The 12,461-nt window shown below is 66.1% G+C and carries 13 protein-coding genes and 1 pseudogene; 8 read left to right on the top strand and 6 right to left on the bottom strand.

All coding sequences use genetic code 11. The features are described 5' to 3' along the window. Both HBE63_RS02875 and HBE63_RS02870 read left to right on the top strand, forming a co-directional pair. On the top strand, window positions 1-509 hold a 509-nt coding region (locus HBE63_RS02875), incomplete at its 5' end, for a C40 family peptidase (RefSeq protein ID WP_243858468.1). A gap of 73 nt (window positions 510-582) precedes the next feature. Then, window positions 583-1,857, top strand: coding sequence for a primosomal protein (locus HBE63_RS02870; protein ID WP_166903099.1), 1,275 nt, complete (start codon window positions 583-585; stop codon window positions 1,855-1,857). An 18-nt stretch (window positions 1,858-1,875) separates the two neighbouring features. On the opposite strand, the gene HBE63_RS02865 is transcribed toward HBE63_RS02870, so the two are convergent. From HBE63_RS02865 to HBE63_RS02855, 3 genes are all read right to left on the bottom strand, one after another. Then, window positions 1,876-2,964: an adenosine deaminase gene (locus HBE63_RS02865; RefSeq protein ID WP_166903097.1), complete on the bottom strand. Its 1,089-nt coding sequence runs from the start codon at window positions 2,962-2,964 to the stop codon at window positions 1,876-1,878. A gap of 101 nt (window positions 2,965-3,065) precedes the next feature. After that, window positions 3,066-4,358, bottom strand: a complete 1,293-nt coding sequence (locus HBE63_RS02860) for a thymidine phosphorylase (protein ID WP_166903095.1) — start codon at window positions 4,356-4,358, stop codon at window positions 3,066-3,068. Window positions 4,359-4,407: 49 nt separating this feature from the next. Continuing rightward, window positions 4,408-4,803: a cytidine deaminase gene (locus HBE63_RS02855; RefSeq protein ID WP_166903094.1), complete on the bottom strand. Its 396-nt coding sequence runs from the start codon at window positions 4,801-4,803 to the stop codon at window positions 4,408-4,410. A gap of 217 nt (window positions 4,804-5,020) precedes the next feature. Here HBE63_RS02855 and sdhC point away from each other — a divergent pair, with 217 nt between their 5' ends. The 4 genes from sdhC to HBE63_RS02835 are packed head-to-tail and all read left to right on the top strand — an operon-like array spanning window position 5,021 to window position 8,453. Further along, entirely contained in the window at window positions 5,021-5,437 is a 417-nt protein-coding gene (gene sdhC / locus HBE63_RS02850; RefSeq protein ID WP_166903092.1) for a succinate dehydrogenase, cytochrome b556 subunit, read from the top strand. Between the two features lie 47 nt (window positions 5,438-5,484). Beyond that, window positions 5,485-5,907 carry a succinate dehydrogenase hydrophobic membrane anchor subunit gene (locus HBE63_RS02845; protein ID WP_371815003.1) on the top strand — a complete coding sequence of 141 codons (423 nt, stop codon included), beginning with the start codon at window positions 5,485-5,487 and terminating at the stop codon, window positions 5,905-5,907. A gap of 3 nt (window positions 5,908-5,910) precedes the next feature. After that, entirely contained in the window at window positions 5,911-7,665 is a 1,755-nt protein-coding gene (gene sdhA, locus HBE63_RS02840; RefSeq protein ID WP_166903088.1) for a succinate dehydrogenase flavoprotein subunit, read from the top strand. A gap of 2 nt (window positions 7,666-7,667) precedes the next feature. Beyond that, window positions 7,668-8,453, top strand: coding sequence for a succinate dehydrogenase iron-sulfur subunit (locus HBE63_RS02835; protein WP_166903086.1), 786 nt, complete (start codon window positions 7,668-7,670; stop codon window positions 8,451-8,453). Between the two features lie 68 nt (window positions 8,454-8,521). Here HBE63_RS02835 and HBE63_RS02830 read toward each other — a convergent pair whose 3' ends face one another. Further along, on the bottom strand, window positions 8,522-9,370 hold the full coding sequence (locus HBE63_RS02830) for a hypothetical protein (protein ID WP_166903084.1): 849 nt from the start codon (window positions 9,368-9,370) through the stop codon (window positions 8,522-8,524). A 106-nt stretch (window positions 9,371-9,476) separates the two neighbouring features. On the opposite strand from HBE63_RS02830, the pseudogene HBE63_RS02825 reads away from it, so the two are divergent. Both HBE63_RS02825 and HBE63_RS02820 read left to right on the top strand, forming a co-directional pair. Then, window positions 9,477-10,091 (top strand): annotated as a pseudogene (locus HBE63_RS02825) (carboxymuconolactone decarboxylase family protein); the annotation flags it as partial. 98 nt (window positions 10,092-10,189) lie between these two features. Further along, window positions 10,190-10,981, top strand: a complete 792-nt coding sequence (locus HBE63_RS02820; protein WP_166903080.1) for a 3-oxo-5-alpha-steroid 4-dehydrogenase — start codon at window positions 10,190-10,192, stop codon at window positions 10,979-10,981. Between the two features lie 3 nt (window positions 10,982-10,984). On the opposite strand, the gene HBE63_RS02815 is transcribed toward HBE63_RS02820, so the two are convergent. Both HBE63_RS02815 and HBE63_RS02810 read right to left on the bottom strand, forming a co-directional pair. Beyond that, complete coding sequence (locus tag HBE63_RS02815; protein ID WP_166903078.1) at window positions 10,985-11,479, bottom strand: PPOX class F420-dependent oxidoreductase; 495 nt, start codon at window positions 11,477-11,479, stop codon at window positions 10,985-10,987. Further along, on the bottom strand, window positions 11,479-12,390 hold the full coding sequence (locus HBE63_RS02810) for a sigma-70 family RNA polymerase sigma factor (protein ID WP_166903076.1): 912 nt from the start codon (window positions 12,388-12,390) through the stop codon (window positions 11,479-11,481). Before HBE63_RS02810 ends, HBE63_RS02815 begins: the two co-directional genes overlap by 1 nt. Window positions 12,391-12,461 lie beyond the last annotated feature (71 nt).

Genomic DNA, 12,461 nt, shown 5'->3' with positions numbered 1-12,461 from the left:
GGTTGTCAGGAGGCGCACCGCTGGGCGGCTGGAGCGGCGCCGCAGACCTGCCGACCGCTTCGGGTGATCGCTCCGAAGCCGCGGTCGGGCTCCGCGACCCGGGCATGTTCGGGGACGGCGTGGCGGTGCGGCTGCCCGACGGCAGCACCGCGGTGGCACCCAATGCCGTGGCAGCCAGCGCCGTGCGCCACGCGCTGACCCAACTCGGGGTGCCCTACCGATGGGGCGGCACCACACCAGGGGTCGGGTTGGATTGCAGCGGGCTGACTCAATGGGCCTATCGCGAAGCCGGGCTTGACATTCCGCGGCTGGCCCAGGAGCAGGACATCGGCAAGGCGGTCTCGTCGGGGACGCTGCGCCCGGGTGACCTGGCGGTGTGGGACGGCCATGTCGCGATGATCGTCGGCGAAAATACGATGATCGAGGCAGGTGATCCGGTGAAACTGTCGCCCATCCGAACGACGAATGCCGGTCAGGGCTTTCAGGGGTTCTGGAGGCCGACGGTGTGACAGGACCCTGAACTGACCCACGAACGGGAGACAACCTGACTGGCGTCGGAGGCGCCCCATTAGGCTGTGCCGCATGGCTGCTGACATCGTCCCGATTCGGCTCGGGCTGACCAAGGGCGACCTCTACACACTGTGGGCTCCGCGTTGGCGGGATGCCGGCGACGAGTGGGAGGCCTTCCTCGGCGAGGGTGACGCCCTGTTCGCGTTCGAATCGGTCGCTGACCTCGCGGCATTCGTCCGCACCAACACCGACAATGATCTGTCCGACCACCCGGCGTGGGAGAAGCTGGCCGCGGCCAATGCCCACCGGCTGCAGCCGGCCGACGACCGTGAATACGACATCGTCGGGGTTCCGGACCTGGTTGCCGACAAGCCGACCGAAGAGTCCGTCGCGGCTGTGCACCGCACGCTGGTGGTGGTCTCGTCGATCGGCTCGGTGTGTGAACTGACGGCCATCAGCAAGTTCTTCAACGGCAACCCGCTGCTCGGCACGCTCGGTGGCGGGGTGGACGGCTTCACCGGCCGTTCCGGGCGCAAGCGTTGGGCCGAGATCGAAGCCGTGATCGCGCGAGGGTGGGACGGCGTGCTCGACGCCATCGACGAGGTCGTCACCGTTCCCGAGGACATCGACGCAGACGCGGTCAAGAAGGCCGAGGCCGAGCTCGAGGAACCGGCCCCCGAAGAGGACGAAGACGACCTGGTCGCCGACACCGAAGACGACGACACCGAGAGCGACGAGGACGACGCCGCGGCGGCCGAACCCGTGCGCAGCGCCGCTGACGCCGCTGTCCTGGGCGACGACGAGGACTTCTGGCAGAAGGTCGGCATCGACCCGGTACGCATCATGATCGGCTCGGAAACCGTGTACACCCTGCGTTGCTACCTCGACGACGATCCGGTCTTCCTCGGCCGCAACGGTCGCATCAGCGTGTTCAGCTCCGAGCGGGCACTGGCCCGCTATCTGGCCGACGAGCATGACCACGACCTGTCCGACCTGGCCACCTACGACGACATCAGGACCGCCGCCACCGACGGCTCCCTGCGGGTGGACGTCGCCGAGGAGAACATCTACGTCCTGTCCGGCATCTCCGACGACATCGCCGACGGACCCGACGCGGTCGACCATGACCAGCTGGAGTTGGCCGTCGAACTGCTGCGCGACGTCAGCGACTACTCCGAGGACAAGACTGTCGACGAGACGCTGGCCGCGACCAAGGCCCTCGGCAAGTTCGTCGGGTACGTCCTGGGCAACGACAATGCCCGCAAGCCCGAGGCGCCATACGCTCAGGCCGTCGAGCAGTGGGAGGCGCTGGAGCGTTTCGTGGAGTCGCGCCTGCGCGCGGAGTAGCCGCGATCCGCGGGGTACTCAGCCGACCAGGACCGCGTACCGGGGCTTGATCACCTCATCGATGATCGCGAGTCGCTCATCGAACGGGATGAAGGCCGACTTCATCGCGTTGATGGTGAACCGCTCCAGGTCACTCCAGCCGTAGCCGAACGCCTCGACGAGGCGCAGCATCTCCTGGCTCATGGTGGTGTCGCTCATCAGCCGGTTGTCGGTGTTGACGGTCACGCGGAACCGAAGCCGTGCCAGCCGGTCGAACGGATGCTCGGCGATGCTGGGTGCCGCTCCGGTCTGCACGTTGCTGCTGGGGCACATCTCCAACGGAATTCGCTTGTCCCGCAGGATGGATGCCAGCCGACCCAGATGTTGGGTCCCGTCGTCGAATTCGGTGATGTCGTCGACGATGCGCACCCCGTGGCCCAGCCGGTCGGCCCCACAGAACGCGATGGCCTCGTGGATGGACGGCAGCCCGAACGCCTCACCGGCGTGAATGGTGAAGCGCGCGTTGTTGCCTCGCATGTATTCAAACGCGTCGAGGTGCCGGGTGGGCGGGTAGCCGGCCTCGGCTCCGGCGATGTCGAAACCGACAACGCCCTTGTCGCGGAACCGGATTGCAAGCTCCGCGATCTCCCGCGACCGGGCAGCATGGCGCATCGCGGTGACCAGGCAGCGCACGGTGATGGCGCGGCCCTCGGCCGCCGCCGCCTTCTCCCCATCGGCGAATCCGGCCAACACGGCGTCGACCACGTCGTCGAGCGACAGGCCGCGGTCGATGTGCAGTTCGGGGGCGAACCGGATCTCGGCATAGACGACGTTGTCGGCGGCGAGGTCCTCCACACACTCGTAGGCGACGCGGTGCAACGCCTCCGGGGTCTGCATCACCCCGACGGTGTGGGCGAACGGCTCCAGGTAGCGCACCAACGAGCCGCTGTGAGCGGCGGTGCGGAAGAAGGTGGCCAGCTCGTCGACCTCGGTGGCCGGCAGATCGTCATAGCCGAGCTGACCGGCCAGGTCGAGCACGGTGGCCGGACGCAGACCACCGTCGAGGTGATCGTGCAGCAGGGCTTTGGGAGCGTGCTGGATCTTGTCCAGACTCAGCGGCGTACTCATGTCCCCATCATGCGCGACACGGCCGGTCGTGGCCCGGAGATCGGACGGTGTTCAACGGACGTTCGCCCGTGCTGGCAGCCCTACGCGGTGCAGATCCGGCGTCAGTCGATGCGGTCGATGATCAATGGCCGCTGCGTGGGTGCGGTGTCGCCGACGGTCCAGGCTCCGTCGAGCTCGGCGAGTGCGCCGGGCAACCGCTCGGCAGTCTCGGTGTGCAGGGTGAACAGCGCCTCCCCCGCGACCACCGGCTCCCCCGGCTTGCGGTGGATCCGCACGCCCGCACCGAACTGCACCGGCTCCCCCGGTTGGGCGCGGCCGGCACCCAGCCGCCAGGCCGCCAGCGCTACTCCCATTGCATCGAGGTCGCCCATGATGCCGCCGTGCGGGGCCGTCACGGTCTCGGTGGCTGCGCCGATGGGCAACGGACGGGTCAAGTCCCCGCCCTGGGCCGCCACCAGCGAACGGAAGCAATCCATCGCACTGCCGTCCCGGAGCGTCTGGGCGGGGTCGGTGCCGTCGACACCGGCCGCGTCGAGCATCTCGGTGGCCAGCGCCAGGGTCAGGGTGACCACGTCCGACGGTCCGCCGCCGGCCAGCACCTCCAGCGACTCGGCAACCTCCACAGAGTTGCCGACGGTCCGCCCCAGTGGGCAGTTCATATCGGTGAGCAGGGCCCGGGTCGGGACCCTGTTGGCATTGCCCAGGCCGACCATGGTCGCCGCCAGTTCGCGGGACTCCGCCTCGGTCTTGAGGAACGCCCCGCGCCCCACCTTCACGTCGAGCACCAGCGATCGGGCCCCCTCGGCCAGCTTCTTGCTCATCACGGAACTGGCGATCAGCGGCAGCGACTCGGTGGTGGCGGTGACATCGCGCAACGCGTAGATCTTCCGGTCGGCCGGTGCCAGGTCGCCGGCCGCGAAGACCGCCGCACCGATATCCCGAAGTTGTTGCCGGATCCGGTCTTTCGACAGCTCGGCGGTGAATCCCGGGATTGCCTCAAGTTTGTCGAGCGTGCCGCCGGTGTGCCCGAGCCCGCGCCCGGCCGCCTGCGGAACACTGGCACCGCAGGCCATCACGACCGGCAGCAGCGGAATGGTGATCTTGTCCCCCACCCCGCCGGTGGAGTGCTTGTCCACCAACGCCAGTGGCCGCCCGGTACGACGGAGGTCGGTGAAATCGAACCGCTCCCCGGAGTCGACCATGGCCGACGTCCACCGAGCGATTTCGGCCGGCGCCATGCCTTTCAGAAAAATCGCCATCAGGAGGGCCGACATCTGTTCGTCGGCGACCCGCCCGTGGGTGTAGCCCTCGATCACCCAGTCGATCGCGGCGTCGGACAGCACACCGCCGTCACGCTTGGTCCGGATGACGGTCGGCGCGTCGAGATGCGGCATGGCCGTAAACCTACTCGCCAGTAACCCGGAGTTGTTGGACCACTTGGCCTTACCTGCGCTCCAGATCCGCAGGACCGAAGGCGTCGGGAAGCAGCTCGCGCAGAGGTCGCGGGCCGTGCCGATGGTCGATGAGCAACTCACGACCGCCGTGTTCGAGCAGCACCTGCCTGCAGCGCCCGCAGGGCATCAACACGTCCCCGTCGGGGCCCACGCACGACAGTGCGATGAGCCTTCCGCCACCCCCGGAATGCAGGGCGCAGGCCACAGCGCACTCGGCACAGAGACCTAGGCCATATGAGACATTCTCCACATTGCATCCGGTGACGACGCGGCCGTCGTCGACCAGAGCGGCAGCCCCCACGGGAAACCCCGAATATGGCGCGTAGGCGTGGGATGAGGCCTCGATTGCCTTGTCACGCAACAGATCCCAGTCGACGTCAACCATCACGAGACACCCCCCGGCACAGGTTCTGAATGCATTCCGAAACCCCAATTCGCGGCGCGCACTATAAGATAGGTAAGCCTAACTTTTGTGCGATTTTCAGGTAGAACGGCTCAACCGTAATTCCTTCGCCAGTACAAATGGGTTTAGAGTCGCCCCGAGGTTTGGGGCTAATTCACTCCGCAGTCCCGAACGTCCACCGAAGACGTTGGAGGGCGAGATGAGTACTCAGACGGAGGTGCCGGCTCCGCAACCCAGGAAGACGCGTCGGCGCACCCTGTACAAGGGTGATCCGGGAATGTGGTCCTGGGTATTGCACCGGATTACCGGTGCCACAATTTTCTTCTTCCTGTTCGTACACGTCCTTGATACCGCGTTGGTCCGGGTGAGCCCGCAGGCCTACAACGAGGTCATCGAGACGTACAAGACACCCATCGTCGGGTTGATGGAGATGGGACTCGTCGCCGCGGTGCTGTTCCACGCACTGAACGGCATCCGCGTCATCCTCATCGACTTCTGGCAGCAGGGCCCCCGCTACCAGCGGCAGATGCTCGCGGTCGCCGTCGGCATCTTTGCCGTGGTCCTCATCGCAGCACTAGGAGTTATCGGCATGCACATGGTGGAGCGGTTCCTGTGAGCGCGCCAGGAGCGGGTGAGTCCCGGCTGGGCCGTCCCGCACCGGTGATGGAACGCGAACACGACCGGCCGGCCGCGCTGGACCACCCGCGCGCGCCCCGTCGTCCCCGCGGCATTCCGTACTTCGAGAAGTACGCCTGGCTGTTCATGCGGTTCTCCGGTCTGGCGCTGGTATTCCTGGCGCTCGGCCACCTCTTCATCATGCTGATGTGGCAGGACGGCGTGTACCGCATCGACTTCAACTATGTCTCACAGCGTTGGGCCTCCCCGTTCTGGCAGATCTGGGACATGGCCCTGCTGTGGCTCGCGATGATCCACGGCGCCAACGGCCTGCGCACCATCATCGGCGACTATGCCCGTAAGAACGTCACGAAGTTCTACCTGAATTCGCTGCTCCTGCTGGCGACAGGGTTCACGTTGGTTCTGGGCACCTACGTCCTGGTCACCTTCGACCCGAATATTGGGGGCTAACCAATGATTCAGGAACATCGCTACGACGTCGTCATCGTCGGTGCCGGCGGCGCCGGCATGCGCGCTGCCGTCGAGGCCGGCCCGCGCGTCCGCACCGCCGTGCTGACCAAGCTGTACCCGACCCGCTCCCACACCGGCGCAGCGCAGGGCGGCATGTGCGCCGCGCTGGCCAACGTCGAAGAGGACAACTGGGAGTGGCACACCTTCGACACCGTCAAGGGCGGCGACTACCTCGCTGACCAGGACGCCGTCGAGATCATGGCCAAAGAGGCCATCGACGCGGTGCTGGACCTCGAGAAGATGGGCATGCCGTTCAACCGGACGCCCGAGGGCCGCATCGACCAGCGCCGGTTCGGCGGGCACACCCGCGACCACGGCAAGGCCCCGGTGCGCCGGGCCTGTTACGCCGCCGACCGCACGGGTCACATGATCCTGCAGACGCTCTACCAAAACTGCGTCAAGCACGACGTCGAGTTCTTCAACGAGTTCTACGCGCTGGACATCACGCTGACCGACACCCCGGCCGGCCCGGTGGCCACCGGCGTCGTCGCCTACGAGCTGGCGACCGGCGACATCCACATCTTCCACGCCAAGGCGGTCGTCTTCGCCACCGGCGGCTCGGGTCGGATGTACAAGACCACCTCCAACGCCCACACCCTGACCGGTGACGGCCTGGGCATCATCTTCCGCAAGGGACTTCCCTTGGAGGACATGGAGTTTCACCAGTTCCACCCGACCGGCCTGGCCGGCCTGGGCATCCTGATCTCCGAGGCCGTGCGCGGCGAGGGCGGTCGTCTGCTCAACGGCGAGGGCGAGCGGTTCATGGAGCGCTACGCGCCGACGATCGTCGACCTCGCGCCGCGCGACATCGTCGCCCGGTCGATGGTGCTCGAAGTGCTCGAAGGCCGTGGCGCCGGACCGAACAAGGACTACGTCTACATCGACGTGCGTCACCTCGGCGCCGACGTGCTGGAAGCCAAGCTGCCCGACATCACCGAGTTCGCCCGCACTTACCTGGGTGTGGACCCGGTGACCGAACTGGTGCCGGTCTACCCGACCTGCCACTACGTCATGGGCGGCATCCCGACCACCATCCACGGCCAGGTCCTGCGCGACAACACCAACGTCATCCCCGGCCTGTACGCCGCCGGGGAATGCGCGTGTGTGTCGGTGCACGGCGCCAATCGCCTGGGCACCAACTCGCTGCTGGACATCAACGTGTTCGGCCGCCGCGCCGGTATCGCCGCCGCGGAGTACGCCGCCAACCACAATCACGTCGACCTGCCGGAGAACCCGGCCGACATGGTCGTCGGCTGGGTCGGCGACATCCTCTCCGAGCACGGCAACGAGCGCGTCGCCGACATCCGCACCGCACTGCAGCAGTCGATGGACAACAACGCCGCGGTGTTCCGCACCGAGGAAACGCTCAAGCAGGCGCTGACCGACATCCACGCCCTCAAGGAGCGGTACAGCCGAATCACGGTGCACGACAAGGGCAAGCGCTACAACAGCGACCTGCTCGAGGCCATCGAGCTGGGCTTCCTGCTGGAGCTGGCCGAGGTGACCGTGGTCGGTGCGCTCAACCGCAAGGAGTCCCGCGGCGGGCACGCGCGGGAGGACTACCCGGACCGCGACGACACCAACTACATGCGGCACACCATGGCCTACAAGGAGGGCGGCGAGCTGCTCTCCGACATCCGGCTGGATTACAAGCCCGTGGTCCAGACCCGGTACGAGCCGATGGAAAGGAAGTACTGAGCATGAGTGCACCTGTCATCGATAAGCCCGAAGCCGGCGACCCCGAGCTGCCTCCCGTGCCCGACGGCGCGGTCATGGTCACCCTCAAGATCGCCCGGTTCAACCCCGAGGATCCCGACGCCGCAGGCTGGCAGAGCTTCCGGGTTCCCTGCCTGCCGTCAGACCGGCTGCTGAACCTGCTGCTCTACGTAAAGGGTTACCTCGACGGCACGCTGACCTTCCGGCGCTCCTGCGCCCACGGCGTGTGTGGCTCGGATGCCATGCGGATCAACGGCGTGAACCGGCTGGCCTGCAAGGTGCTCATGCGTGACCTGCTGCCCAAGAAGGCTTCCAAGCAGCTCACGATCACCATCGAGCCGATCCGCGGCCTGCCCGTGGAGAAGGACCTCGTGGTGGACATGGAGCCGTTCTTCGACGCGTACCGCGCCGTGAAGCCGTACCTGATCACCAGTGGCAACCCGCCCACCAAGGAGCGCATCCAGAGCGCCACCGACCGGGCCCGCTACGACGACACCACCAAGTGCATCCTGTGTGCGTGCTGCACCACGTCGTGCCCGGTCTATTGGAGTGAAGGCTCGTACTTCGGCCCGGCCGCGATCGTCAATGCGCACCGGTTCATCTTCGATTCGCGTGACGAGGCTGCCGCCGAGCGGTTGGACATCCTCAACGAGGTCGACGGTGTGTGGCGCTGCCGCACCACGTTCAACTGCACCGAGGCCTGCCCGCGTGGCATCCAGGTGACCCAGGCGATCCAGGAGGTCAAGCGCGCTTTGATGTTCGCGCGCTAGTTGTTTTTGCCGAACCTGAGCTTGTGTTCGAGATTCCCGCCGAAACTCGAACACAAGCTCAGGTTCGTTTAGTAGGGGGCGCCTGCCGCACGCAGTGCGTCGCGGGTGCGGGCGATGATCACGCGTTGGCGATACTTGAGCAGGTCGGCCCCGACGCGGACTATCCGCCAGCCGAGTTCGCGGTACTCCGCATCCTGGTCGATGTCCTTGGTGCGTTGTCTCGGATCAGTCCAGTGTTGAATGCCGTCGTATTGAACGCCGACCTTCCATTCCGGCCATCCCATGTCGATACGTCCGACGAGTGTGTAACCGTCGAAGACGTTGATCTGGGTGTGCGACGGGCGCATACCCGCTTCCGTGTACAGCAGGCGGAGGCGGGTTTCCTGCGGCGATTCCGCGCCGTCGTCGGCAAGCTCCAGCACCTGACGCAACTGAACGATCCCGCGTATCCCCTTGTGCCGCTCCAGAAGTGGCTGTACGTCGCAGAGCTGCAGCTGCGTCGCCTGTAGCAGCGCATCGACACGAATCACAGCTGCCGTGAGTCCACGTCGACGGCCGAGGTCGAACGCCGTTCTGTGGGGAGTTGTGGTCCTGATGCCGCGCACCAGGCAGGTCTCGTCGTCCCAAAGGGCGTCGCAGTGCAGCACGATGCCCGGGGTTCTGTGCTGGCTGGGCTGGTTCAGTTCGGCGGGGTGTTTGGCGTCGATCCACTTGCACCCGTGCAGCGCGGCGGCCGACAAGCCGGCGGCGGTTGCGCGCCGCCCCGACCACAGCCAGGCCGCCACTGCCTTGTCTTCAGGAGTGAGCTGCGTGCCGCGGGGGACGTACACGCCCCGGTGCACCGCGTCGTACCGGGTCCGCAACTGGTAGCGGTTGAGCATGCCGGCTGCCAGCGCCTCGGACCCCAGAAACGGCATGTGGTTACGACGTCACGGGCTGACCACCGGTTCCAGGTGCATCCCAACCTGAGGTTGTGTTCCAGTGTTGCGCGAAAACTGACACACAAGCTCAGGTTCGGCACCGTCACACATTCCGGGGCTGCCTCGTCTAACTGGTATGACCGAGACCAAGACCCGAATCCCCGCTGTAACCCCCAAGCAAGCCGGCCCGCTGACCCGCGCCATGTACTGGTACGCCAAGCGCCAGTTCGGTGAGGTGCCCGAGCCCTTCGCCGTGGCCGCGCACCACCCGCGGCTGCTGGTCGCCAACGGCGTCCACGAGATGCTGTTGCAGGGTGGCTCCAAGAAACTGCCCGCCACGGTCCGCGAGCTCGCGGTGTTCTGGACGGCCCGCACCGTCGGCTGCTCGTGGTGCGTGGACTTCGGCTCCATGCTGATGCGACTGGAGAACCTCGACGTGGAGCGGCTCAAGTCGATCGACGACTACGCCACCTCGCCGCTGTTCACCGATGACGAGCGTGCCGCGATCGCCTATGCGAATGCCATGACCACCGACCCGCACACCGTCACCGACGAGCAGGTCGCCGATCTGCAGCGCCGATTCGGCGACGACGGCGTGATCGAGCTGACCTATCAGATCGGTGTGGAGAACATGCGGTCGCGGATGTACTCGGCTCTGGGTATCACCGAGCAGGGCTTCAACTCCGGAGATGCGTGCCGGGTTCCTTGGGCGCAGTGATCGCGCGGCGCTGGCATCACGACGCGGCCAGGTGGTAGAACACGTTACAGAAAAGCGGTCCATAGCCGCTGAACCACCTGCTCAGCGAGGAATCATCCATGCATTGGTACACCGGCGACACGTTCTACGACACGGTGCTGACCGCGGCCTTCGCGTTCGCCGCATTCGTGATCATCGGCGGTTTCTTCGCACAGAGTTCCTACGGGCGCTTCTCGACGACGAAACTCGGCTTGAACCTCAACCCGAAGCTCGGCTGGTGGCTGATGGAGATCCCCGCAACCGTGGTGTTCTTGATCAGCTATCTGGCCGGGCCGAACCGATTCGAGCCGACATCACTTGTGCTCGCCGGGATCTGGATGCTGCACTACGCCAACCGGGGGTGGTTCTTCCCGCTCGCGATCCGCCAGGTACCCGGCAAGCGCGGCACCTTCAACATCTCGGTGATCGTGATGGGCATGCTCGTCACCTCCATGCACGGTTACCTCAACGGAACCCTGTTCAGCCACGACTTCTTCGGTCAGTACACGACTGCCTGGTTGACCGATCCGCGTTTCCTGGTGGGGTTGGTGATCTACCTGTGCGGATTTGCGCTGCTGGTCAACTCCGAATCAATCGTGCGGAACCTGCGGGAGAAGAACAATCCCGGGGTTGCGGAGTACCGGATCCCGTTCGGCGGCGGCTTCCGGTTCGTCACCAGCCCGGCCTACTTGGGCGAGATCATCGCCTGGTCCGGGTTCGCGCTGCTGACCTGGGCACTGCCCGGTGTCGCCATCCTGCTGATCACCGCAGGCAACCTGGTTCCCCGGGCCCTGGGCACCCACAGCTGGTATCAGGAGAAGTTCCCGGAGTACCCCACCGACCGCAAGGCCCTGCTCCCCTACGTCTTGTAAGCGTCACTCCGCCGCGGGCGTGATCTCGATGTAAGCCGTGGGTATCCCGGCCAGTTGGCTGCCATAGTCGAGGCTCCGCTCGAACAGCTTCATCGGTGGGCTCCAGTTGGCGGCGATGACCGCTTCGGCATGTGCGTGTTCTGCCTCGGGAAGGATGCGCGCCACCCCGGCCACGACGGGTCCACTGGGCTTGCCGCGCAGATTGCTCGCCACCACAAAGACTTTCGGGCTGTTGCGGATTCGCTTGACCTTCCCGGTCGACGGATCGGTACGCACATAGATCTTGCCGCCGGCCACGCCGTGGTTGATCGGACTGGGCATCGCCTCACCCGAGCGCTTGAAGGTCACCAGCACGATCTGGCGGCAGTTCTCGAACCCGACGAAGTCCGAACCAGTTGGCGCGCCGATGTCGAAGGCGTCGCGGTGACGCATCTTGTCCATGCCGCGGAACATCATTCGGCTGAATGTGTGGGCCAGAGTTCCGGGTTCGTTCGGCATCACTGTGCACCTCTTCTCAGCGGGGATCCGGTGAACTTGTCAGGGTTGGCGATATCCCAGACCGCACAGACCAAGCCGTCCCGAACCGTGAAGATCGTGACCCGGGGCATCATCTCGGGGTAACCGTCACCGGCCGGTGCGCCTGCCGTGTAGACGCCCAACTGGCCGTTGACGAGTGCGAATTGACTGCCTGCCAACCAATTCGGCCCGTACTTCTTGGACAGGCCGAGGATGAACCGGGCCACCTTGTCCGGTCCGTGGATGACGCGGGCAGCGGTCGGGGCGCGACGGTTCGAATCGCCGGTGAACGTGACGTCGGGATGCAGCAATCGCACGACGGCGTCGAGCTCCCCCGACGCCAGCGCGGCCATCAACTCGCCGGCCACCTGATTGTGCAGGTCATCGGCCGACGACGCAGGCGGATTGTCGGCCACTGCACGTCGGGCCCGCGAGGCAAGCTGGCGGGCCGAGGCGTCGCTGACCCCGAGCACTCCCGCGATTTCGGTGAACGGCAGTCCGAAACCGTCGTGCAACACGAAGGCCACCCGCTGATCCGGGGTGAGCCGCTCCAGGACCACCATCGCCGCGAACCGGGCGTCTTCCCCGGCGACCACCGCGTTGAGTGGGTCGTTCGCGTCGAACCCGGTCACGACGGGCTCCGGCAGCCATTCTCCGTAATAGGCCTCGCGCCGGTGCGCCGCCGAGCGCAGCCGGTCCAGACCCAGCCGGCTCACCACCGTGGTCAGCCAGGCCCGCAGATCGACGATCGTAGTCTGGTTGTCATTCCAGCGCAGCCAGGCGTCCTGCACGATGTCTTCGGCATCGGCATAGGTACCCGTCAACCGGTAGGCGACCGCCAGCAGGTGCGGCCGCAGCGCCTCGAATTCATCGGTGCGCGCCGCAGTGGTCACAAGCCAAGCTTAATCCCGCCGAGTGTCACGCCAGAGTGGCTGTCGCCCTCGAGGACCACTCCAGCGGGACA

This window comes from Mycobacterium sp. DL440 (assembly GCF_011745145.1).
Classification (GTDB): domain Bacteria; phylum Actinomycetota; class Actinomycetes; order Mycobacteriales; family Mycobacteriaceae; genus Mycobacterium.
This window is presented reverse-complemented; position numbering and strand designations above follow the sequence as displayed.